This is a genomic window from Janthinobacterium sp. JC611 (genome assembly GCF_018682595.1).
Lineage (GTDB): Bacteria > Pseudomonadota > Gammaproteobacteria > Burkholderiales > Burkholderiaceae_D > Janthinobacterium.
Window position 1 is genome coordinate 127,097 of the sequence record NZ_JAFLJN010000015.1, and the last position, 23,848, is coordinate 150,944.

The 23,848-nt window shown below is 65.2% G+C and carries 19 protein-coding genes; 10 read left to right on the forward strand and 9 right to left on the reverse strand.

Translation table 11 applies throughout. The annotated features are described in order from the left end of the window. The first annotated feature begins 15 nt into the window (after nt 1-15). The 3 genes from J0O65_RS11560 to J0O65_RS11570 all read left to right on the forward strand — a co-directional run bounded on the left by J0O65_RS11560 (nt 16) and on the right by J0O65_RS11570 (nt 4,527). The gene (locus tag J0O65_RS11560; RefSeq protein WP_215406869.1) at nt 16-3,171 is read left to right on the forward strand and encodes a DUF6701 domain-containing protein; all 3,156 of its coding nucleotides are present in this window, start codon (nt 16-18) and stop codon (nt 3,169-3,171) included. A gap of 88 nt (nt 3,172-3,259) precedes the next feature. Beyond that, nucleotides 3,260-3,958 carry a dienelactone hydrolase family protein gene (locus tag J0O65_RS11565; RefSeq protein ID WP_215406871.1) on the forward strand — a complete coding sequence of 233 codons (699 nt, stop codon included), beginning with the start codon at nt 3,260-3,262 and terminating at the stop codon, nt 3,956-3,958. 152 nt (nt 3,959-4,110) lie between these two features. After that, nucleotides 4,111-4,527, forward strand: coding sequence for an SRPBCC family protein (locus J0O65_RS11570; RefSeq protein WP_215406872.1), 417 nt, complete (start codon nt 4,111-4,113; stop codon nt 4,525-4,527). A gap of 37 nt (nt 4,528-4,564) precedes the next feature. Here J0O65_RS11570 and J0O65_RS11575 read toward each other — a convergent pair whose 3' ends face one another. After that, complete coding sequence (locus J0O65_RS11575) at nt 4,565-6,181, reverse strand: M28 family peptidase (protein WP_215406873.1); 1,617 nt, start codon at nt 6,179-6,181, stop codon at nt 4,565-4,567. A 127-nt stretch (nt 6,182-6,308) separates the two neighbouring features. On the opposite strand from J0O65_RS11575, the gene J0O65_RS11580 reads away from it, so the two are divergent. The 3 genes from J0O65_RS11580 (at nt 6,309) to J0O65_RS11590 (ending at nt 11,642) form a co-directional block, all read left to right on the forward strand. After that, complete coding sequence (locus tag J0O65_RS11580; protein WP_215406874.1) at nt 6,309-7,154, forward strand: alpha/beta fold hydrolase; 846 nt, start codon at nt 6,309-6,311, stop codon at nt 7,152-7,154. 272 nt (nt 7,155-7,426) lie between these two features. Continuing rightward, a complete protein-coding gene (locus J0O65_RS11585; RefSeq protein ID WP_215406875.1) occupies nt 7,427-9,541 on the forward strand; it encodes a DEAD/DEAH box helicase in 2,115 nt (704 codons plus the stop codon). A 445-nt stretch (nt 9,542-9,986) separates the two neighbouring features. Further along, a complete protein-coding gene (locus tag J0O65_RS11590; RefSeq protein ID WP_215406876.1) occupies nt 9,987-11,642 on the forward strand; it encodes a methyl-accepting chemotaxis protein in 1,656 nt (551 codons plus the stop codon). 33 nt (nt 11,643-11,675) lie between these two features. Here J0O65_RS11590 and bamE read toward each other — a convergent pair whose 3' ends face one another. Genes bamE through J0O65_RS11615 form a run of 5 tightly spaced genes read right to left on the reverse strand, consistent with a single transcriptional unit; the run spans nt 11,676 to nt 15,112 of the window. Continuing rightward, nucleotides 11,676-11,984: an outer membrane protein assembly factor BamE domain-containing protein gene (gene bamE / locus J0O65_RS11595; protein WP_215406877.1), complete on the reverse strand. Its 309-nt coding sequence runs from the start codon at nt 11,982-11,984 to the stop codon at nt 11,676-11,678. Further along, entirely contained in the window at nt 11,981-12,769 is a 789-nt protein-coding gene (locus J0O65_RS11600) for a hypothetical protein (RefSeq protein ID WP_215406878.1), read from the reverse strand. Before J0O65_RS11600 ends, bamE begins: the two co-directional genes overlap by 4 nt. A 47-nt stretch (nt 12,770-12,816) precedes the next feature. Then, a complete protein-coding gene (locus J0O65_RS11605) occupies nt 12,817-13,176 on the reverse strand; it encodes a nucleotide pyrophosphohydrolase (RefSeq protein ID WP_215406880.1) in 360 nt (119 codons plus the stop codon). After that, nucleotides 13,173-13,634: a GNAT family N-acetyltransferase gene (locus tag J0O65_RS11610; protein WP_215406882.1), complete on the reverse strand. Its 462-nt coding sequence runs from the start codon at nt 13,632-13,634 to the stop codon at nt 13,173-13,175. The genes J0O65_RS11605 and J0O65_RS11610 overlap by 4 nt, the downstream gene beginning before the upstream one ends. A gap of 35 nt (nt 13,635-13,669) precedes the next feature. Then, nucleotides 13,670-15,112, reverse strand: coding sequence for a cytochrome P450 (locus J0O65_RS11615; protein WP_215406884.1), 1,443 nt, complete (start codon nt 15,110-15,112; stop codon nt 13,670-13,672). A gap of 135 nt (nt 15,113-15,247) precedes the next feature. On the opposite strand from J0O65_RS11615, the gene J0O65_RS11620 reads away from it, so the two are divergent. After that, nucleotides 15,248-16,117: a helix-turn-helix domain-containing protein gene (locus J0O65_RS11620; protein WP_215406885.1), complete on the forward strand. Its 870-nt coding sequence runs from the start codon at nt 15,248-15,250 to the stop codon at nt 16,115-16,117. Between the two features lie 9 nt (nt 16,118-16,126). Here the strand turns inward: J0O65_RS11620 and ilvB are convergent, their stop codons facing one another. Continuing rightward, nucleotides 16,127-17,875, reverse strand: coding sequence for a biosynthetic-type acetolactate synthase large subunit (ilvB, locus tag J0O65_RS11625; protein WP_215406886.1), 1,749 nt, complete (start codon nt 17,873-17,875; stop codon nt 16,127-16,129). A gap of 99 nt (nt 17,876-17,974) precedes the next feature. Between ilvB and J0O65_RS11630 the strand changes: the two genes are divergently transcribed. Both J0O65_RS11630 and J0O65_RS11635 read left to right on the forward strand, forming a co-directional pair. Further along, on the forward strand, nt 17,975-18,436 hold the full coding sequence (locus tag J0O65_RS11630; protein ID WP_034784295.1) for an Lrp/AsnC family transcriptional regulator: 462 nt from the start codon (nt 17,975-17,977) through the stop codon (nt 18,434-18,436). 96 nt (nt 18,437-18,532) lie between these two features. Next, nucleotides 18,533-21,016 (forward strand): TonB-dependent receptor, encoded by a 2,484-nt coding sequence (locus J0O65_RS11635; protein ID WP_215406887.1) that lies wholly within the window; start codon nt 18,533-18,535, stop codon nt 21,014-21,016. Here J0O65_RS11635 and J0O65_RS11640 read toward each other — a convergent pair. After that, a complete protein-coding gene (locus tag J0O65_RS11640; RefSeq protein WP_251373675.1) occupies nt 21,013-21,681 on the reverse strand; it encodes a response regulator in 669 nt (222 codons plus the stop codon). The two genes, J0O65_RS11635 and J0O65_RS11640, sit on opposite strands and share 4 nt — an antisense overlap. Continuing rightward, nucleotides 21,678-22,595, reverse strand: a complete 918-nt coding sequence (locus J0O65_RS11645) for a histidine kinase (protein ID WP_215406888.1) — start codon at nt 22,593-22,595, stop codon at nt 21,678-21,680. Before J0O65_RS11645 ends, J0O65_RS11640 begins: the two co-directional genes overlap by 4 nt. A gap of 437 nt (nt 22,596-23,032) precedes the next feature. On the opposite strand from J0O65_RS11645, the gene J0O65_RS11650 reads away from it, so the two are divergent. Then, the gene (locus tag J0O65_RS11650) at nt 23,033-23,848 is read left to right on the forward strand and encodes an NF038120 family PEP-CTERM protein (protein ID WP_215406889.1); all 816 of its coding nucleotides are present in this window, start codon (nt 23,033-23,035) and stop codon (nt 23,846-23,848) included.

Genomic DNA, 23,848 nt, shown 5'->3' on the forward strand with positions numbered 1-23,848 from the left:
GGATTCCTCGATATCGTGCGCTTACTCCACACTTTTGCCGCCCTGACATTGCTGCTGGGCGCATCCCTTGCCCACGCGGCCACGCTCAACTTCAATGGCGGCGCCGTCAGCGGCTGCAGCCTGCCGGCGTCCAGCACCCAATACACGTGCGCCAGCCTGATCATGGGCAGCACCGACAACGTCGTCATCGCCAGCGGCTATGGCGTGACGGTCAACAGCGATGTGAGCATCGACTACAACCAGGGCCTGAGCATGAGCGGCACGGCGGCCCTGACGGCCAACAAAAATATCGACATCGGCAATGTCAATCCGCCCAACCTGAAGATCACGGGCGGTAGCCTGACGGCCAAGGGCGGCAATTTCAAGGTGGGCTCGCAGGGCGGCACCGTGCTCGTGGCCGATATCTCGGCGGCGTCCGTCTCCCTGGGCGGCACGCCCGTGAAGGTGACGGGCAATATCACGGCCACGGGCAATATCGACATTTCCTCCGGCTCGACGCTGAATGGCGCCATCAGCGGCGGCTCGATCAGCGGCAACTCCAAGGTCACGATCACGGGCAGCGTAAAGGCCAGCGGCAACGTCAGCATCGGCTCCAGTTCGACGATAACGGGACCCGTCAACGGCGGCAGCATCTCCACCAGTTCCAGCGTGACGATCACGGGCGACGTGACGGCCGTCAATGCGTTCAGCCTCGGCTCGGGCAGCAATCTGAAGGGCGCCACCAAGGCGCCCGTCGTTAGCATCGACGCGTCGAACAGCCAGGTACAGGGCGACATCACGGCCAGCACCTCGCTCGTCGTCGGTTCGGGCAGCCAGGTGACGGGCGACCTGACGTCGCCTGTCATCGACCTGAAGGCCTCCGGCCTGCTGGTCACGGGCAACGTCACTGCCTCGAACAAGCTCACCATCGCCTCCGGCAATGGCATCAAGGGCAATGTGGACGCCGGCGAGGTGACCCTTGACTCGTCCAACGCGTATATCACGGGCAACGCCAAGGTCGACCACATCACCCTGGGCTGGCAGGGCCGGGTGCAGCAGACCATCACTTGCAAGGCGTATACGCCGTCGAATCCGTGCAGCTGCGTGACGAACAACAGCGGCTGGGCCTTCAACGAACCGATGGGGCCGAAATGCGGACCCGGCACGCAGGCCGGGCCCGACCACTTCCAGATCGAGCATTCGGGCAATGCCCTGACGTGCGCGCCGCAGGCGGTGACGGTCACGGCGTGCGCGAATGCCGCCTGCAGTGCCAAGTATACGGGCGGCGTGAATGTCACCGTCAGCCCTGGCGGCACGGCGACGCAGATAGACAGCAGCGGGGTGGCAACGGCCAGCGTGCGCCAGTACACGGTCGGCACGGCCACCTTGAGCCTGACGAGCGTGCCCGGCACCACGGGCGCGCTCGTGTGCAAGCGGGCATCGGACAACAGCGGCAGCTGCGACATGAGCTTTGCGGCGACAGGCTTGACCGTCACACCCGTCAATCATGTTTCTGCCACGCAAAAGGCGTTCGAAGTCAGCGCCGTGCAAGCCCCTCCCAGCGCGACCCCGCAAGCGTGCGTGCCCCTGTTCAAAAATACCAGCAAGAACCTGAACCTCGCTTGCAGCTATGACAATCCCGCCAGCGGTACCCTGCCTGTTCTCGTGCAAGGTACGGGGGGCTTCGTGCCGCTGGCCCCGAATAGTGCCAGCGCCTGCAGCACGACGGGCGCGACCGTCAACCTGGCGTTCAACGGCCTGGGCATCGCCACGGCCTTCATGTCGTATGCGGACGTGGGACAGCTGAATTTGAAGGCCACCTATACGGGATCGGCCACAACCGGCGACGCCGGTTTGAGCATGACCGGCAGCGGCAGCGTCATCGTCGTGCCGGCCAAGTTCGGCGCCGCTGCCATTGCCACTCCCCAGCGCGCGGGCGCGCCCGTGGCGGTCAGCATGAGCGCGCTCAATAGCGTGGACCAGGTGACGCCGAATTTCGGCAATGAAAAGATAGCAGAGACGGCGCTGCCTTCGCTGGCCAGCCTGGTCAAGCCGACGACGGCTGAGATTGCCGCACCAGACAAGCCGGCCAAGCCGGCCATGCAGGGAAGCGTGGTCTTCAAGAATGGCATCGTTGCCAGCAGCGACATGAGCTGGCCGGAAGTGGGAACGATCACCATCGCCTTCAATCTGGCCAATCCCAAGGGCTACCTGGACGCCAACCTTGCTGCGCCCACCCCGAGCGTGAGCAAGGAGGTGCAGTTTATCCCGCACCACTTCATCACGGAGCTGATCAAGGACAACAGCAAGGGTGACTTGCCGAAGGTCGCCAATGGTATCGCCATGCCATGCGCGCCGCCGCTCACCTGCGCCAACGATGGGACGACAGGCCGCTACGCCTACTCGGGGCAGGCGATCGGCGTACGCGTGACGGCGCGCGCCCTGAGCGGGACGACGACGCAAAACTATGACGACCGCAACCCGACGGCCCTGGCGCCGGTGCTGCTCGAAGGCCTGGATGCGGCCACGGGCACGATTTCCTTTCCGTCGAGCACTTCTGATGGCAGCAGCCGCCTTACCGACGGCAAGAAGGAGCAGAACACCGTCACCGGCGTGGCACCGGCGAAATTCACCCTCGGCGTCGCCTCGCCCATGGTCGCCTACCGTTTTCCGGGCAAGGCAGGCGTGCCGGCGAAGATCGCGCCCACCGACGTGCGTTTGCGCGCCAGCAGCACGTATCCGGGCAGCATCGTCGTCAGCTCAATCTCGCCAGTGATTCAGAACGAGGCACGTATGACCGTGCTGTCGGGGCAATGGATGGTGCCTCACGGCTATGGCTCCGAATTGCTGCCCGTCCGGCTGGCCGTACAAGTCCAGTACTGGAATGGGACGAAATGGGTCACGAATCTGCTCGACAGCATCAGTGCGATCAAGAAGCCGGATGTGGTGCTGGCCAATTGCAAGAAAACGCTGGACTGCGCCGCGCTGGCCGTCGATGACCGGACCTATACCGTTGCTCAAGGGACACTGCCGCAAACCAATCTCCTGACCCTGCTGGCGCCCGGCGCCGGCAAGGCCGGCAGCGTCGATGTGTCCGTGGGCAGCCATCCCTATCTGGCCAGCACCGTGGGCACCGTCGTCTTTGGCGTCTTCAAGTCGGGTCCCGTGATTTACCTGCGCGAGATGTATTGAGCCTGGACAAAGGGCGGGCGCAGAAAGAGGGGAAAACCAGTAACATGCCTGCTTGTGGCATTCCCCCCAACCTCAGACTGGAGTTTCTATGAGCACAACATCGCAGTGGATCGATATCGCCGGCCCGGACGGCAGTTTCCAGGCTTACCTGGCCGTGCCGCACGTGGGCAAGGGCCCCGCCATCATCCTGTTGCAGGAAATTTTCGGCGTCAATGAACACATCCGCGCCGTGGCCGACCAGTACGCGGCCGATGGCTACGTGGTGCTGGTGCCCGACCTGTTCTGGCGCGCCGGCGCGCACATCGAGCTGGGCTACGACGCGGACGGCTGGAAGCGTGCCGTCGAACTGATGCAGGCCACCGACAATCCGCATGTGGATAGCGATATCGCCGCCACCGTCGCCGTCCTGCGCGCGCGTCCGGAAGTGACGGGCAAGCTGGCCTCGGTCGGCTACTGCTTCGGCGGCCGCCTGTCGTACCAGGCGGCCGCGGCCGGCCTGGTCGACGCGGCCGTCGCCTATTACGGCGGCGGCATCCAGAACAAGCTGGACCTGGCCGACCGCATCCAGGTGCCGTTGCTCATGCATTTCGGCGGCCAGGACAGCCACATTCCGCCGGAAGCCGTGCAAAAGATCGCCGAGCGCTTCGAAGACCGGCAAGACGTGGAAATCCATATCTACCCGGGCGCCGAGCACGGTTTCAACTGCACCCACCGCGACAGCTACCAGCAACGCGCGGCCGCCCACGCGCATGGCAATTCCTTGATTTTCCTGGCAGAAAACTTGTAAGGTTGCCTCGCCTGGCTGGATCGCCGACGCTGTTCACGTCGATATCCGCCCAGCAGCAAAGCCGCATGGGCGCTAAAATAGCGGCTGTGCCGGGCAACTCCGGCCGGCCGGGCGCGGCGCCCGGCAAACCTGGATGAGGAACCGAATTAAAGATGGCCCAAGTAATTGTTTCTGTAACATTGGCGGCAAGCGCCGAAAGAGTGTGGGATTTTATCGGCGGCTTCCAGTCGCTGGCTGAATGGTCCAGCTCGATCAAGACCAGCCTGTCCGAACACGGCGGCCGGGTGCGCCGCCTGAAAACCACGGACGGCGCCATCATCGCCGAGCGCCTGCAAAGCTACAGCGAAGCGGACAAGAGCTACAGCTACACCATCGTCTCTGGCCCGATCCCCGTCAAGAACTACCGTTCCACCCTGCGCGTCACGGGCGAACCGGGTGCCGCTTCCTGCGTGGCGCAATGGTCGAGCGAATTCGACGCGGCCGAAGGCGTGGAAGAGGTCATGGTCGGTGCGTTCCAGCACTTGTATGAAACGGCATTCGTCGACCTGAAACGCATCATGGCGATTTAAATGAAAACACCGGCCAGGCCGGTGTTTTTCATGGCGCCTAGCGTTGCACCTTGCCAAACGCCTCGCCCTTGTTCCATGTAGGCAAATTCTTGTCATTCGCCACTTCATAGCCGAGGTTCAGGGTGAACTGCGCCTGCTGCACCATGCCCGACAAGTCCCACGACGGGTGGTATTCATCGGTGACCTGGTGGTAATCCTTTTTGAACGCCACCAGGCGTTCGCCCGACGCTTTCGGCTCCCGGACGAAGTCGAACGAGCCGTCGCCGGAAAACACGGCCGAGCCCACGTTGAAGGCGGGCACGCCAGCCTTGGCGAAGGCAAAATGGTCGGCCCGGTAAAACGCGCCGGACAGGTCGGGAATGCTGGGCGCCAGGCGCAAGCCCATGCGCTTGGCCACCTTGGCGGCGCTCGCGTACAGGCTGCTGCGCTCGGCGCCGGCCACGCCGATGTCGTGCGTCTTGCCGACGAAGTTCAAGCTGTCGAGGTTCAGGTCGGCGGCGGTTTTCGCCAGCGGCCACAGGGGCGCGCGCGTGTAGGCCGTGCTGCCCAGCATGCCCGTTTCCTCGCCAGCCGGCCACAGGAAGATCTGCGTGCGGCGCGCCGGTTGTTTGACGGCCACTTGCGCCATGGCCAGCAGGGCCGCCGCGCCCGAGGCGTTGTCGATGGCGCCATTGTAGATGTGGTCGCTTTGCCCGCCGCGGCTGCCGCCGTCGTCATCCTTGCCCAGGTGGTCCCAGTGCGCCGAATAGATCACGGCTTCGTCCTTCAATTTCGGGTCCGTGCCCGGGACGATGCCGGCCACGTTGAATTGCTCGATGCTGCGGATCTGGCTGTTCAAGACCACCTTGACCGTGGCGTTCAGGGCTACGGGGCGGAACGCGCGCGTTTCCGCCTGCGCGCGCAAGGCGTCCAGGTCTTGCCCGCCCGCCTGGAACAGCGCGCGCGCCATGTCTTCCTGCAGCCAGCCTTCCATGGCATTGCCCGCGCCGGCCAGGTTGAAGCGCTCATGGCCGAAACCGTTGGCCGGCACCGACCACGGGTACGACGCCGATGCGGTCGTGTGGATCAGCAAGACGCCGGCGGCGCCCTGGCGCAGTGCTTCCTCGTACTTGTAGACCCAGCGGCCGTACCAGGTCAGCGACTTGCCGGCGAAGCGGTTCGGCTCGTCGCTTGTGGGCTGCGGGTCGTTGACCATCATGATGACCAGCTTGCCTTTCAGATCGATGCCCTTGAAATCGTCCCAGTTTTCCTCGGGTGCGCGGATGCCGTAGCCGGCGAACACGACGGGCGCGTCGAACGCCACTTTTTCCTTGCCGTTGGCCGCGCCGAAGACGATGTCCTGGCCGAAGGCGGGGGACAAGGTCTGGCCGCCCGCGCTGAAGGTCACTGTGCTCGATGGCAAGGCCTTGCTGCCGACGATGGTCAGCGCCTGGCGATACGTGCCGTCAGGCAATGGCTGCAAGCCGGCCACGGCCGCCTGGGTTTCCAGGTAGCGCACGGCCAGGTCGCCGCCGCGCTGGCCTGTGCCGCGTCCTTCCAGCAAATCGTCGGCCAGGAAGGACAGGTGGGCGCGCAGAGGCGCCTCGGCCACGAGCGGTTGGGCGAGGGGAGCCGTGCTGAGCAGGCTGGCGGCGAGGACGAAGGGGACACGCATGACAACTCCAAAAGTGAAGACAAAACAGCGACAATCTTACTCTACCGCAATGCTCTGGCCTAGCGCGCGGCGCGCGCCAGCCGATTGCGGCCACAATGGCCGCTGGTCCACCGACAAGGAGCGTTCCATGACTAGCCCTGAATTGCAATCGAGTAACACGCTGCGTACCGCCGACGGCACCCTGATCCACTACAAGGACTGGGGCAGCGGCCCGCCCGTCGTCTTCAGCCACGGCTGGCCATTGTCGTCCGACGCCTGGGAAGACCAGATGTTTTACCTGGCCTCGCGCGGCTACCGCGTCATCGCGCACGACCGGCGCGGCCATGGACGTTCCAGCCAGCCTTTCGGCGGCAACGACATGGATACCTATGCGGACGACCTGGCCGCCCTGATCACGGCGCTGGACTTGACGGGCGCCACCCTGGTGGGGCACTCGACGGGCGGCGGCGAGGTGGCGCGCTATATCGGCCGCCACGGCACGGAGCGCCTGGCCGGCGCCGTGCTGGTGGGCGCCGTGCCGCCGCTGATGCTGCAAACGGCCGATAATCCGCTGGGCTTGCCGCTGTCGACGTTTGACGCCATCCGCGCTGGCGTGCAGGCCGACCGCAGCGCCTTCTTCCGCGACTTGAGCGAGGCGTTCTATGGCTACAACCGGCCCGGCGCGACACCGTCGCAGGGCGTGCGCGAGCATTTCTGGCTGCAAGGCATGCAGGCGGGCATGCCCGCCGCCTACCTGTGCATCAAGCAATTTTCGGAGACGGATTTCACGGCCGACCTGGCCAGGTTCGACGTGCCGACCCTGGTGATCCACGGCGACGACGACCAGATCGTGCCGATTGCCGCCTCGGCGCGGCGCACGGCCGAGCTCATCATCGGCAGCAAGCTGCTCGTGTATGCGGGCGCGCCGCATGGCCTGGCGACGACGCACAAGGACCGGCTGAACGCGGACTTGCTGGAGTTTTTGCGCACCTGAAACGGGGGCGGGCGCCATGCTGGCGAGGCGCCCGCCGTAGCTGTTGCCACGAAGAACAGGCGCAGGTGGCATATTGTTGTGTATCGTCCAATGTTGGCAAAAGCACGCGCCAATTGCGTGCGGATCGCCGATTTTTCTGCCTTTTTTACGTAGATATGCCGCAAAAAACGGCGTTCTACGGCATGCGGCCACCCGGTACGGTCCAGTAAAGAGTAAACTAGCGGATACACTCTTTCGCATTGGGCGATTCGAGCGAACTTGTGAGTGATTTCATGTCTGATACACCAATTTCCTTATTTTCCGACCTTAACCTGAGCGAGCCGCTGGTTCGCGCGCTCAAGGATGTCGGTTACGAAACACCGTCGCCTATCCAGGCGGCCACGATTCCATTATTGCTCGCGAACCGCGACGTGCTGGGCCAGGCGCAAACGGGCACGGGCAAGACCGCCGCCTTCGCCTTGCCTATCCTGTCGCGCATCGATCTGAAACAAAGCTCACCCCAAGCCCTGGTCCTGGCACCGACGCGCGAACTGGCCATCCAGGTCGCCGAAGCGTTCCAGGTGTACGCCGCCCACATTCCCGGCTTCCATGTGCTGCCGATCTACGGCGGCCAAAGCTACGGCCCGCAGTTGTCGGCCCTGCGCCGCGGCGTGCACGTCGTCGTCGGCACGCCTGGCCGCGTCATCGATCACCTGGACAAGGGGTCGCTCGACCTGTCCAAGCTGAAAACGCTGGTGCTGGACGAAGCCGATGAAATGTTGCGCATGGGCTTTATCGACGACGTCGAACGCATCTTGAAAGAAACGCCGGATGGCCATCAAACGGCCCTGTTCTCGGCCACCATGCCTTCCGTCATCAAGCGCATCGCCACGACCTACCTGGTGAACCCGGCCGAAGTGACGGTCGCCGCCAAGACGGGCACGGCCGACAACATCCGCCAGCGCTACTGGCTGGTGTCGGGCATGCACAAGCTCGACGCGCTGACCCGCATCCTGGAAGCGGAAGCGTTCGACGGCATGATCATCTTCGCCCGCACCAAGCTGGGCACGGAAGAGCTGGCCGGCAAGCTGCAGGCGCGCGGCTTCTCGGCCGCCGCCATCAATGGCGACATCCAGCAAGCGCAGCGCGAGCGCACGATCCAGCAGTTGAAAGACGGCAAGATCGACATCCTCGTGGCAACCGACGTGGCCGCCCGCGGCCTGGACGTCGAGCGCATCAGCCACGTCGTCAACTACGACGTGCCGCACGATCCGGAAAGCTATACCCACCGCATCGGCCGCACGGGCCGCGCCGGCCGCAGCGGCGAAGCGATCCTGTTCATCACCCCACGCGAAAAGAACTTGCTGCGCTCCATCGAACGCGCCACGCGCCAGCCGATCGGCATGCTGGAACTGCCGACGATCCAGGCCGTCAACGACGTGCGCATCGCCAAGTTCAAGGAACAGATCAGCGAAACCCTGGCCCTGGGCGAACTGGAACAGTTCCAGTCGCTGATCGAAGATTTCGAACGCGAACAGAACATTCCCGCCATCGAAATCGCCGCCGCCCTGGCGAAGATGGCGCGTGGCAATGTGCCTTTGTTGCTGGACAAGAACAAGGCGCGCGAGCAAGCCACGTGGCAAGACGACCGTCCCGTGCGCCAAGACCGCTTCGACCGCCCTGAGCGCAATGACCGTTTCGAGCGCAGCGAACGCCCGGCCTTCCCGAAAAAGGAACGCATCTCCCGTCCTGCCGACGCCGGCATGCAGACTTTCCGTATTGAAGTCGGTCATCAGCATGGCGTGAAGCCGGGCAATATCGTGGGCGCCATCGCCAACGAAGCGGGCATCGATTCGAAAAACATCGGCCGCATCGAAATCTATGACGACTACAGCGTCCTGGACTTGCCAGACAGCATGCCGAAAGAATTGCTGGACCAGCTGAAAACCGTGTGGGTCGCGGGCCAGCAGCTGCGCATCAGCCGCGACGGCGACGCGCCGGACCTGGCGCCGCCAGCCGCGCCGCGCAAGCCGTTCGCCGCCAAGTCCGCGCCAGCGGACGCGGGCGAGGCCGCCCCGGCGCCGCGCGCGCCGAAGAAGGAACGTCCACGCCCAGGCGTGACGGCCTACCGCATCGAAGTGGGCCGCGAGCACGCCGTAACGCCAAGCAACATCGTTGGCGCCATCGCCAACGAAGCGAACCTGGAAGCCAAGCATATCGGCCGCATCGATATCTTTGACAATTACAGCGTGCTGGACCTGCCGGAAGGCATGCCGCCGGAAATCCTCGATCACCTGAAATCGGTCGTGGTCTCGGGCCAGAAACTGCGCATCAGCCTGGACGACGGCACGACGGAGCGCAAGCCTGCGCCACCGCGTCCGAAAGCGCCGCGCAAAACGTTCAAGTAAGCGATCCCGTCACAGGCGTCTCCCCGGCGCCTGTGTCGCGGATTGGAGACACATCCCCCGGCTGGCGCGTTCGCGCCAGTTTTTATTTTCCCCCAAGAAATGAACTGCGTTGCCGCAGCATGCTTGCCGGCAGGCGCGGCCCTATGCCGGCCATCATGGCGGCCCCTGTGCATCTTTTTATCGGCGCAAACGCCATGTTTATTGCGCATCGCGTCGATAAATATTTTTCTATTAACTATTGTGCATGCGCGCGATTTGAATTTGATATTTCAATAAAAACAATCAAGTTAATTCAAAGTAAATTATAAAACATACATGAATTGACTTTTATTATATTGTTTGACTGGCGTCATTGTCGCCTGGGCGATATCTCATGCGTGCTTGATGTGATATATTGTTTTTATGTTTTTGTTATGCTAGTTGAAAAAAATATAGAGGAGCGACGATGCGGGTCAATACGCCTATCACGCAAAATGAATACGTATTAAATGAAGGCATGACGATTGTTTCCACCACGGATTTACAGGGAAACATCAATTACGCCAATCAGTATTTCATTGAAGTCAGCGGTTTTTCAGAAATGGAACTGCTGGGTGCACCACAGAATATCCTGCGGCATCCCGACATGCCGGCCGAAGCGTTCGCCGACCTGTGGGCGACGATCAAGACGGGCATGCCGTGGACCGGCATGGTCAAGAACCGCTGCAAGAACGGCGATTTCTACTGGGTTTTCGCGAACATCACGCCCGTCATCGAAAATGGCCGCCCGATCGGCTATATGTCCGTGCGCACCAAGCCCACGCGCGAGCAGATCAACGAAGCGACAGCCCTGTATAAAAGTTTCAAGGATGGCAATGCCGCCAGGCTGGCGATCCGCAAGGGCCGCGTCGTGCGCCAGGGCTGGGCCGCCAAGCTGGCCGAATGGCGCAAGCTGAGCCTGTCGCAAGACCTGGCCCTGCATTGCATCGTCTTTGGCGTGGTGCTGGCCATCCTCGGTTGCGCCGTGTGGAGTATCGATGGCGACACGAGCACGGCCGCACGCAGCTGGCTCAGCGGCGCTGCCGCCGCCGCCATCGTGCTGATGCTGTATTTCTGGATCCACCTGCACAATTCCCTCGTCGCACCGCTGGGCGAGGCCATCACGGTGGCGCGCAAGATGGCCGGTGGCGACTTGACGGGCGCCATCGAGAAGGTGCGCGACGATGACATGGGCCAATTGATGGCGGCCTTGCGCCAGACGAATATCAATTTGCACAGCATCATCGGCGACGTGCGCGCCAACTTCGAGGATATCCGCATCACCACGGCGGAAATCGCCACCGGGAACATGGACCTGTCCAGCCGCACGGAATCGCAGGCGTCCAGCCTGGAGCAGACGGCGGCCAGCATGGAAGAGCTGACGTCGACCGTGCAAAACAGCGCCGACCACGTGGCCACGGCCAACGACCTGGCGGCGCAGGCGTCCACCGTCGCCGCCAAGGGCGGCACCATCGTCAGCGAAGTGGTGACCACGATGGACGAGATCAGCACGTCGTCGCGCAAGATTCTCGACATCATCGGTTTGATCGACGGCATCGCCTTCCAGACGAATATCCTCGCCTTGAACGCGGCCGTGGAAGCGGCGCGCGCGGGCGAGCACGGCCGCGGCTTCGCCGTCGTGGCCGGCGAAGTGCGCAGCCTGGCGCAGCGCTCGGCGACGGCGGCGAAAGAGGTGAAAAACCTGATCGACCATTCGATCGCCACCGTGAATGCGGGCAGCGTGCTGACCAGCAATGCGGGCGCCACCATGACGGAAGTGATCGCCTCGGTGGCCCGCGTGACGGAAGTGATGGACGAGATTTCCTCGACCACGCGCGAGCAGAACCAGGGCATCGGCCAGGTCAACCAGGCCGTCATCCACATGGATGGCATCACGCAGCAGAATGCGGCGCTGGTGGAGCAGGCGGCGGCGGCCGCCACCAACCTGGCGCAGCGCACGGACAGCGTGGCGCAGTCGATCGGCATCTTCAAACTGAAGGCGTCGCCCAAGCGCAAGGCCACGGGCGTGGGCCGCAGCGTGGGCGCCGGCGTAGCCTCGCGGGCCTTGCTGAAGGCAAGATAAGCAGGCCACCCCGCCAGCGCCATGCTGGCGGGGTCATTTCCGTACCTGGTACACCTCCCCGCTGCGCACCTGCTTCACCACCCCATCCCCGCCAAACAGAATGACATATTCGCCCCGCGCGCCCGAGGCCGCCGGGTAGGTGTACATCCACACTTCATTGCCGCTGTCGAAACGGATCGAGGTGCTGTCTCCCAGCGCGGCGCGCACCTGCTCGCGCGTGCTGCTGCCCGGCCGCACCGTCTGTTCCAGCGTAGCGTACGGTACGTTTTTGCTTGCCTGCAAGGCACGCGTGCCTGAGCACGCGGCCAGCAGCATCAGCACGATCAGCAACAGCCGCTTCATGGCGCCGCCTCGTCCATGTAGCTAAATTCCAGCAGGGTGTCGTCCGGCCAGTTCTGGTCCCACAGGGGCGCGTAATACGTGCGGTCAAGCAAGACCTGGCAATCGCAATACGGCAGCGAGGCGGGCGTTTGCTCGCCGCCCGCGTACAGCATGGTGAACGGCAGCGCCAGGCGTCGCTCGCCATGCACGAGGGTGACGCCGAACAGGGGCCGGTCCGTGAAGAACAGGTAGTTGCCATCCGGCTCGGAACACACTTTATCCGTGCTGTAGAGCATGCTGGACAGCCAGGCGATGATTTGCGGGTCGTTCGAGATCAGGCCGGAATCCATGCCGGCGCGGCATTCCAGGCGCAAATCGCCCAGGCGCCGCGTGCCGGGCGGCAAGCCGGGCGTGATCACCTGCGCGCGCCAGCTCATGGTGGTGGCCTTGCGGTTGGCGATCAGCACGGCGTCTTCGCGCGCGGCCTGCGCGTTGCGCACGGGGGCAAAGCTGTTGTCTTCGGCCAGCGGCAAGGGGATGCTGACGGTGTCGCCGGCGATGCGCAGCTGCACGCCCGTCATGTCCACGCCGGGCTGGCGCGGCAGCAAGCGAAAGCGCAGCACGGCCTGCGGCGCCAGCGCATGGTCGCGCTCGAAGCGTTCCACGCCCTGCAGCATCTTGCGGTAGGATTTGTCGACGGGGTCGCGCGTGGCGTCCACCTTGACTTGCGGCACGGGCGCGGTTTGCGCCAGCGCAACAGCGCCAGGAAGCAGCAAAGCCAGCAGGAGAGGGAGGTAGGCACGCATGGCCCGATGCTACGCCTTTTTGCGCAGCAGCCACGCACGGGTGGGGATCAGTACTCGCTGTATTTGCGCGGGTCGCCGCGCACCTGCTGCGCCGGGTATTTCTGCGCGTTCAATTCCATCTTTTCCAGCACGGCCGCGTGCAGGTCGACGCCGCTCTTGTCGGCCAGGCGCACCAGATACATCAGCACGTCGGCCAGTTCGTGGCGGATGCCCGTGCGCTTCGCCTCGTCCAGTTCGCTATCCGCGCCCGTGGGCAGCCACTGGTAGTGCTCGACCAGTTCCGCCACTTCCACGGACAGGGCCATGGCCAGGTTTTTCGGCGTGTGGAACTGGTCCCAGTCGCGCTCGTCGGCAAAGGCGCGCAGGCGGGCGCGGATGTCGAGCAGGCTGTCGAGAGGCGCGTTCATGCGGCCGCCTGCAGCGGTTTTTCCATGAAGACACTGAACGGATCGTCGGGATAGTCGCCGTACGGCCCGCGCCGCTGGTAGCCGTGGCGCGCGTACAGGGCGATGGCGGCGGGCTGGTGGATGCCCGTCTCCAGGGTCAGCAAGCGGCAGCCGCGCGCCAGCGCCTGTTCTTCCAGCACCGCCAGCAGACGCCTGCCCAGGCCCAGGCCACGGCTGTCCGGGTGCACGTACATGCGCTTGAGCTCGCCGAATGCGGGCGTGACGACGATGGCGCCGCAGGCGCGCGCCGTGCCTGCCGCATCGCGGGCGACGGCGAACAGCAGGCTGTCCGGCGGCACGGATGCCAGGTCCAGCGAGTAGACGCACTCGGCCGGATACAGCGTTTGTTGATACGCATCGAGTTCGGCGATCAGGGTTTGCACGTCGGCTTGCTGCGGCGATTCGAGGCGGATAGTCATGGGGAGGTCGTATGAATGGGACGTCCCCCATGGTATCACTGCGGCGGCGCCAGGCGCATGCTCAGGCCGATGGGCGACATCACAAAACCCATCAGTTCCTGCGCCTCGCCGCCATCGGGCGTATCGACGCCGGCGATGTCGAAGCTGCCCAGCAGCATGGCCATGGCGATCTTGATTTCCAGCAAGGCCAGGTAGCGGCCCGGACACGTGCGCACGCCCGCGCCGAAGGGCATGGCGGCGCGCTTGTTGTTTGCCTCCGCGCCATCCGCCAGCCAGCGCTCGGGCTGGAAGGCTTGCGCGTCGGGAAAGTGCGCGTCGGACACGCTGTCATGGCGCATCACGCACCACACGAGGGTGCCGGCCGGCACGGCGATATCGCCGATCACCGTGTCGCGCAGTGCCTCGACGGGCAGGAAGGGCGCCACGGGCTTCAGGCGCATGGCTTCGCTGGCGCAGGCGCCCAGGTAATCGAGGCTGTCCATCTGTTCGATCGTGAAGTGCGCCGCGTCGGGCGCCAGGCGCCGCACTTCCTCGCGCGCCTTGGCCAGGGTGTGCGGATGGCGCTGCAACAGGTAGATCATCCAGGATACCGTGTTGGCCGTCGTATCTTCGCCCGCCAGCAGCATGGTCAGCACGTTGCCGGCCACGTTGCGGTCGGTCACGCCGCTGCCTTCCAGGTCGGCGGCGGCGATCATGGCTTCAAGCAAGTTGGGCGGACGCTCGCGCCGCGCCGGGTCGCGCGCCATACGCGTGCGCGCCTGCTGCACCAGGTCGGCCACGGCGACGGAAAGGGCCGCCACGTCGCGGTCCAGGCGGCGGTCGATGGGCAGCTTGACATAGCGCCAGTAGGGGAACATGGACAGGCTGCGCCGCGCCACGGCGGGCAGGATGTCATCCATGTGGCGCTGGATCACGTCTTCTCCCGATTCCAGCGTATTGACTTCCGTGCCGAAGGCCAGGCCGGCGATGATGTCGACCGTGTAGCGTTTCAGGTCGCCGTCCAGGTCGATGGCCTGGCCTTGCGTGGCGGCAAGATGCCAGCGCCGCCGCAGGCGCTGCGCCACCGTCACCAGCGCCGGGAAATAGGCCTTGATGGCGCCGGGCGCCATGCTGGCCATGACCATGCGGCGCTGGTTGCGCCACTCCGTGCCCTCGGCCAGGAACAGGCCGGGCACGCCGCCCATTTCGTCGGAGACGAGGGAGCTGCTCAGGGGGCGGCGAAAACCGTCGGGCCGGTCGCGCAGCACGGCGCCGACGGCCTCGCTGTCGGCCACCACCAGCACCAGGGTGCGGCCGAACCATGCGCGCAGGTAGGGACCGTAGCGCCGCACCCACTCTTCCACGTCGCGGTGGATGCGGGTGAGCTTGATCTGCAGGCTGTTGCCGACGATGGGCAGGGCGAACGGCCCCGGCAAGCGGCGGATCTGGCGCAAGGGCCGCGCGATGGCGGGCGCGGCGGCGTGGTCGAGTGGCGGCATGAACATCTCCTGTCGATACGGTGAAAGTACGAGGATTGCTTGCAATAATAACCATACTCTACGCGATGGAGGCCCGCTTGTCTTGAACGTTTACGACAGCGTGGCGCAGCAAAAATTCCCGCTACAATGGCCGCCATGGCTTACATACCGACTCCCGCACTTGCACCCGTCACGCGCCTGATCGCGCCGCGCACCGCGCTCGCTTCCTGCGTGCGCGCCTTCCTCGTGCGCGACACCACGCGCTGCGCGCCGTTGCCGCCAGCGCAGCGCCTGAACCGGTTTCCCGCCACACCCATGTGCTGCCTGCTGTGGACCGTCGCGGGCGAGGTCGAGGCGGCGGCGCCTGGCCCCGACCTGCAGCAGGTGCGCATGCCGCCCGCCCTGTTCAGCGGCCCGCGCGGCTATCCGCTGGTCAGCTACAACCCCGGTCCCGTGCACTCGTTCATGGTGATGCTGTATCCGGCCGCCCTGCATGCGCTGACGGGCATCGACATGGCGGTCCTGTTCGACCAGGTGCGCCCGCTCGAACCCCTGTTCGACGCCGACTGGCTGGCGCTGTCCGATGCCGTGCTGGCCGCACCCGACGACGCGGCACGCATCGCGCTGGTGGAAGCGTTCCTGGCGCCGCGCTGGGCGCTGGCGCGCAAGAGCGGCGACCATCCGGCCGGCGCCATACAGGACTGGGTGCGCCGCCTGGGCGTGCAGGCGGCATCGACGGGCCTGGCCAGCAGCGCGCGCCATATCGAGCGCCGCATCAAGACCTGGGCCGGCCAGCCCATGCGCACCTTGCGCCGCATGCGCCGCGCGGAACAGTCGTTTCTCGACGCCCGCGAGGCCATGCTGCAAGGCAAGGCCTCATGGAGCGATATCGCCGCCGACGGCGGTTACGCCGACCAGGCCCACCTGTGCCGCGAGGTGCGCGCCATCACGGGCTTGAGTCCCACCGAACTGGCGCGTGCCAGCCGCGAGGATGAAAGTTACTGGATATATAGAGTGTGGAGTTAAACGGGAGGCTTACTCGGCATAGACGAGGCCTTTCGCCAACGTGATTTCATGGTGTCCCGCGCCGGGCGCCAGCATGGGGAAGCAGTTTTCCGCGCCATGCACGCGCACGTCGAGAAAATACGGGCCGTCGGAGGCCAGGCAGGCCGCCAGCGCCGCGTCGAGCTCGTCGCGCCGGCTCACCGTGTGCGCCTGCCAGCCGAACGCCCGCGCCAGGGCGACGAAATCGGGCAGCGCTTCCGTGTAGCTGTGGCTGTAGCGCCCGCCGTGTATCAGTTCCTGCCACTGGCGCACCATGCCCATGTAGCCATTGTTCGACAACACCACCTTGACGGGCAGGCGGTGCTGCACGGCCGTGGCCAGTTCCTGGATATTCATCAGAATCGACGCGTCGCCGCTGACGCACACGACGCATTTTTCGGGATGGGCGATTTGCGCGCCGATGGCCGCCGGCAAGCCATAGCCCATGGTGCCGGCGCCGCCCGAGGTCAGCCAGCGGCGCGGCTGCTCGACGCGCAAATGCTGCGCCGCCCACATCTGGTGCTGGCCCACGTCGGTGGAGACGATGGCGTCGATGCCGCCCAAGGCCGCCTGCAGTCGCCGCATCAGCGCCTGCGGCGCGATCACGTCCGGCGTGTCGTCGAACGCCAGCGAATCCTGCGCGCGCCAGCCGTCGATGCGCCGCCACCACGGCTGGCGGTCCGCCAGCAAGCGTCCGCGCAGCTGCGCCAGCAAGGCCGCCAGCACGGGCGCGCAATCGCCGCGCAGGGCCACGTCGGCGCGCACCACCTTGCCGATCGACGCCGGGTCGATATCGACGTGGATGATTTTCGCGCCGGGGCAGAAGGCGTCCAGGCGGCCCGTGACCCGGTCGTCGAAGCGGGCGCCGACGCAGACGATCAGATCCGCATGGTGCATGGCCAGGTTCGCTTCCAGCGTCCCATGCATGCCCAGCATGCCGAGGAAGGCCGGGTGCGAGGCGGGAAAGGCGCCCAGGCCCAACAAGGTCAGGGTGCACGGCGCGGCCGCCAGTTTCACCAGCTGGCCGAAAGCGGCGCAGGCATCGAGGCCGGAATTGACGAGACCCCCGCCGCCATAGAACACGGGCTTGCGCGCGGAGGCGATCAGGCTGGCGGCATGTTCCAGGTCGGCTGCCGCCGGCAGAGGGAGCACCGCCGGCATGCAGGGGGCAAGCACCGCCGATCCTTCCACGGTCGCCAGCTGCATATCCTTGGGAAAGTCGACCAGCACGGGGCCGGGCCGTCCCTGCGTGGCCTGGATAAATGCCTCGCGCACGACGGCCGCCGTCTCGTCGGCCGCGCGGATTTGCCGGTTCCACTTGGTGACGGGGCGCGAGATGCCCAGCGCGTCGCATTCCTGGAAGGCGTTGCTGCCGATGCTGGTGCTGGCCACCTGGCCGCTGATGCAGATGACGGGAATCGAATCGCACAGGGCGTCGAGCAAGCCCGTGGTGGTATTGCTCATGCCGGGACCGGACGTGACGAAGACGACGCCGGGCCGGCCCGTGCTGCGCGCATAGCCTTCGGCCGCGTGCACGGCCGCCTGTTCGTGGCGCACCAGCACGTGGCGCAAGCGGGGCTGGGCGTGCAGCGCGTCGTACAGGGGCAGCACGGCGCCGCCCGGGTAGCCGAAGACGGTGTCGACGCCCAGGGCCAGCAGGGTGTCGATCAGGACGCTGGCGCCGTTGCGCGGCGCAGGATCGTGGGCGGGAGCGAGGAGGGGGGCGGGATCGGGTTTCATGCGTCTATTTTCTGCTTGCCCCGGCAGAAAAGGCTGCTGGTTTTCTCGTATAGAATACGATATTCAGCAAAATTTGCCGTGATATAAGGATATGACAGAATGAAGCTGGACAAATTCGACCTCGCCATCCTGACGGCCCTGCAGCAGGATGCCCGCATCAGCCTGCACGAGCTGAGCGCCAAGGTGGGCCTGACCTCGTCGCCGTGCTGGGCGCGCATCAAGCGCATGGAAGACGATGGCGTCATCGAAGGCTACACGGTGAACGTCAACGCGGCCAAGGTGGGGCTGGCCGACACCGTCATCGTGCAAGTCACGCTGGACGACCATTCCGACCAGGCCCTGTTCGAATTCGGCCACGCGCTGGCCATGATCCCGGAAGTGCTGGAAGCGTTTCTCGTCTCCGGCGACTACGATTACTACCTGCGCATCGCCGTGAGCGACACGCGCGACTACGAACGCCTGCTGCGCGAGCGTTTATATAAAATTCCCGGCATCCGCCACAGCAAATCGAGTTTCGTCTTGCGCCAGCTCAAGCAGAGTTATTTGCCCCTGCAACGATAAGTCGGCCTGCACGGCGGGAGTTTTTCCCTAGCCCATCGCCCAGTGGCTGTCCGATACTGGACAGACATAAAAACCACGATAACACTGGGGACCCGCATGAAACTGACTGTATTGGCCGCCGCCGCCATGGCGCTGTGCCAGGCGCACGCCGCCGAACCGGCCGCCAACCTGGCCATCTCCGGTGACTTGCCCACCGTTATTGTCTCCGGCAGCATGCCCTTGCCCAGCGTGGCGCAGCCGCGCGATGCCATCGCCGCGCCCGTGCAGACGGCCAGCGCGCAACAGATCGCCGGCAGTCAGGCGCTCGACATTTCCGCCTTCCTGCGCCGCAACCTGGGCAGCGTCTATGTGAACGAGGTGCAGAACAATCCGTTCCAGCCCGACGTCAGCTACCGCGGCTACACGGCGTCACCACTGCTGGGCACGCCGCAAGGCCTGTCCGTGTATCTGGACGGCATGCGCCTGAACCAGCCGTTTGGCGACGTCGTCAGCTGGGACTTGATCCCGCGCATGGCCATCGAATCGCTGACCCTGATGCCCGGCTCGAATCCCCTGTTCGGCCTCAATACCCTGGGCGGCGCGCTGGCCCTGCGCACCAAGGATGGGCGCGGCAGCCCTGGCACCGCCATCGAGGCGCGCCTGGGCGCCGACAAGCGGCGCGGCGTCGAGGTCGAGCATGGCGGCAGCAATGCGCAAGGCTGGCACTGGTATGTGACGGGCAACCGTTTCAAGGAGGATGGCTGGCGCGACGATTCGCCGTCCGACGTGCGCCAGGTGTTTGGCAAGCTGGGCTGGAGCGATGCGCGCACCGATATCGCCGTCACCGTGGCCCACGCGGACAATGCGCTGACGGGCAACGGCTTGCAGGAACAGCGCCTGCTGGCGCGCGATTACCGCAGCGTCTACACCAAGCCCGATTTGACGCAAAACAAGTCGACCCTGCTGAATCTGACGGGCAAGCACCAGGCCGGCGCCGGCTTGCTGCTGTCCGGCAATGTGTACTACCGCAAGATCGATACGCGCACGTTCAACGGCGACCTGAACGACGAGTCGCTCGACCAGTCCGTCTACCAGCCCGGCGCGGCCGAACGCGCGGCGCTGGCGGCGGCCGGCTACACGGGCTTTCCCGCCAGCGGGGCGAATGCAAGCAATACGCCGTTCCCGAAGTGGCGCTGCATCGCCAACGTGCTGTTGAACGATGAGCCGGCCGAAAAATGCAACGGCATGCTCAACCGTAGCCATACCACGCAGGAAAACTATGGATTCTCCGGCCAGTTCACCGCGCTGGCCGACGTGGCCGGCATGCGCCACGCCGTGACGGCCGGCGTGGCCTTCGACGCGAGCCACGCCACCTTCCGCCAGACCAGCCAGTTCGGCTACCTGAATCCGGACCGCAGCATCACGCCCGTCGAGTTCTTTGCCGACGGCACGCAGATCGACGACGACGGCACGCCCGTGGACAACCGCGTCGACTTGAGCGGGCGCATGCGCACCTGGAGCGTGTATGCGAGCGACAGCATGGCGTTGAATCAAGCATTGACGCTTACCGTTTCCGGCCGCTACAACCGCAGCACGGTGCGCAACCGCGACGCCATCACGCCCGGCGGCGGCAGCGGTTCGCTCGATGGCGACCACCGTTTCAGCCGCTTCAATCCCGCCATCGGCCTGGCGTATGCGCCGGTGGCCGGTATCGGCGCCTACCTCGGTTACAACGAGGGCAGCCGCACGCCGACGGCCATCGAGCTCGGCTGCGCCGACCCGGACAACCCGTGCCGCCTGCCCAACGCCATGGCCGGCGATCCGCCGTTAAAACAGGTGGTGACGAAGACGTGGGAAGCGGGCGTGCGCGGCCAGTGGGGCGTGGTGGCCCGCTGGAGCGCGGGCGTGTTCCGCGCGGAAAACCACGACGATATCCTGTTCGTCGCCGACAATCAGGCGGGGTTTGGCTATTTTAAAAATTTCGGCAAGACGCGCCACCAGGGCGTGGAACTGGCGGCCGACGGCAAGGCGGGCGCGCTGGACTTCGGCGTCAATTACACGTGGCTGCAGGCGACGTACCAAAGCCGGGAGCTCGTCAACGGCAGCGCCAACAGCAGCAGCGACGCGCAAGCACCTGGTCTGGAAGGCAATATCGTCATCACGCCCGGCAAGCGCATTCCCCTGACGCCGAGCCATATCTTCAAGGCGCACGTGGATTACGAGGGCGGACGCGACTGGACGGTGGGCCTGGCCATGACGGCCGTGTCGAGTTCCTATGCGCGCGGCAATGAAAACAACCAGCACCAGGCGGGCGGGGCGTCGTTCCTGGGCGCGGGCAAGAGCGGCGGCTACGCCGTGGTGGAATTGAACGGCAAGTACCAGCTGACGCCACGCCTGAGCATATTTGCTCAGGTGAATAACCTGTTCGACCGAAAATATGCGACGGCGGCCCAGCTGGGCGCGACGGGGTTCGACGCCAACGGCAATTTCGCCGCCCGGCCATTGCCCGCCGTGCATGGCGCCTATCCGATGGTCAATGCTACCTTCTATGCTGCCGGCGCGCCGCGCAGCGTGAACGTGGGCGTGCGCTACGCGTTTTAAGGCTGGACGTGCTCGATGACCCCGTTGCGCAGGGCCAGGTGCACCAACGCGGCGGGGCCGGGCACGTCGAGCTTTTCACGGATGCACGTCTGGTGGTTGGCCACCGTCTTGCTGCTCAGGTGCAGCAGGCGGGCGCAGTCGGCGGCGCTGCGGCCTTCGGCCAGCAGGCGGAAGATTTCGAATTCGCGCTGGCTCAGGCTGCTCAAACGCTCCGCTTCCATGCGGGCCGTGCCCTGCAGCACGCCGGGCGCGCTGTGCGGGTCCAGGTAGCGCCGGCCCGCGTGGGCGGCGCGCACGGCGTCGACCAGGTGTTCCGGGTCGGCCTGCTTGCTGACGAAGCCGCAGGCGCCGCCATCAAACGCGCGGGCGATCAGCTGCGGCGTGTCGTGCATGGAAAACACCAGCACGCGGGCGCCCGCGTCGCGCGCGAGCAGCTTGCGCAGCAATTCCAGCCCGCCGATGCCGGGCATGGACAAATCCGTCACGCACACGTCGGGCGTTTGCGCCAGGTACAAGCCATATGCCGTTTCGCCATTGCCTGCCTCGGCCACGACGGCGATGTCGCCGCCCTGTTCCAGCAGGCGCCGGTAGCCCGTGCGCACCACCGGGTGGTCGTCCACCAGCATCACGCGGATCGGCCGCATATTGCCACGCATGGCGCTCATGCCGCGCACCGTGCCGCCAGGGCCACTTCGATGCGCAAGCCGTTGCCCAGCGCGCTGATCCAGCGGATATGGCCGCGCAAGCCGGCCACGCGCTCGCGCATGCCCAGCATGCCGAAGCCGCAGTCCTGCGCCATGTCCTGGCGCAAACCGCGGCCATTGTCTTCGATGGCCAGGTGCAGCAAGCCGTGCGCATCGGCGCGCAATTCCACCGTGGCCCGGTCGGCGCCCGCGTGGCGCGCCACGTTCGTCAAGCCTTCCTGCACCAGGCGGTAGATGGCGATGGCCGTGCCGTCGTCGAGCTCGGCGGGAATGGCCTGCGGCGCGAAATGGCAGGCGATGCCGTGCTGCTGGGACCAGCTGTCGCACAGCGCCTGCAGGGCCGGCGCCAATCCCAGGCTGTCGAGCACGGGCGGACGCAGCCGGCGCAGCATGCTGCGCACCATCGCATGCAGCGCTTCCGAGGAGCGGGCGATGCTGGCGGCGCATGCCTGCACATTCGCCTGGTCGCCGTCGCGCGCGCGCAGGATGTAACTGGCGGCGGCGCGGATGGCCGTGCAGTCTTGTCCCACTTCATCGTGCAGCTCGCGCGCCAGCGCGCAGCGCTCTTCTTCCTGCGCGCGCAGCAGGCGCTGCGTGAGGGCGCGGTTTTGCGCCAGCAGCAGCGCCACCTGGCGTCCGCGCCGCACGGCAAAGCCGGCCAGCGCCAAGACCAGCAGCAGCAGGCTCAGGACCAGTTCATCGAGTTGCCAGTGTTCCTGGCGCCACAGTGCGTGCGCCAGCCGCTCGGCCAGATCCAGCCTGGCGGCCAGCAGGAAAAACGCCGGCGCCAGCGCGCAGCACGCGACGATGCGCCGGGCGCGCCAGGCAGGCCGCGTGCCTGAGCGGCCGCTGCCGGCCAGTTGATGGTGTTCCATGATGCTGCTCCCTGAGCACGGTCGATCTTCTTGTTGTGCAAGCTTCATGCCATCGGTGCAGGGCGCAAGGGAGACGTGATGGCGGGGCGGCGGGTGGCAGGCAGTGTTCCAGGATGGAACAGGTGTACCGCGATGTGACGCGTGGTGACGATGTGGCAGGCGCGGTTTTCGAGCATATCTGAAGTCGCGCCGTCCCGCTGGCGCGCACGCCTGCCGTGCGATGCATTGTTGTCCCAATGTAACGTTGAGGTTCCTCAAACTTTCATAGATAAAACAAAACAAAGTTTCGCGGAGTTAGATAAAAAATAAATAAATGATATTAAAAATATGATATTTGTTTTATGCGATTTGCTATATTTGTTGACACTTTTGTGAAAAAGCTGAAAGCGGGCGTCAGACCTGCCGACCTCTCTATCCACAACACTCAAGGGAATAGAATGAATCGTTTATCACATGCGCGGGTATCGCCCGCCACCGCTCATCCGCCCGCTACCCGCGGTCGCGCCACCATCCTGGCCGCGCTGGCCACCTTGTCCGTGCTGGCTACGGCGCCGGCCATGGCTGGTGTCCTGAGCTTCGACAACTTGCGCCCCGACGTGTATGCCAGCGGCCAGACGCTCAATACATCGAGCTACAACCTGCTGTTCCTGGCCGACCCGACGACGGCGGCCGGCGGCGGCGTCAGCGGCGTGGGCGCCATCCTCGACGGCCGCGTGGGCTCGTCGTGCGATATCGCCGCCTGCCCGCAGGGCGCCACCGGCAACTACCTGGCCATCCTCAACGATGGCGGCGTGAACTTTTCCCGTGCCGACCGCCAGGCGTTCAGCCTGGCCGGTTTCGACTATTCCTTCATCGCCCCCGTCTCCGGCTTGCCCAATCTGCAGTGGGGCGAACTGCAGCTGAGCGGCACCCTCAGCAACGGCCAGGTGATCAGCACCTCGCTGGCGTTTCCCGGCCAGGGCAGCGATGGCAATTACCATTTCCAGAGCGCATCGCTGTTGAGCGGCTTCAGCAATTACGCCTTCACGGGCCTGACCTTCAACGCCTGCATTTTCAATGACACTGGCGCGTGCAGCAATTCCCTCGATTTCCCCGCCTTCAACCAGGGCCAGTTCGCGCTCGACAATCTCAACATCAGCGCCGTGCCGGAACCGTCGACCTACATGCTGATGCTGGCCGGCCTGGGCGCCCTCGGCATGCTGTCGCGCCGCCGCAGCGGCAAGTTCGCAGCATTCACCGTGCAAGGAGCGTGA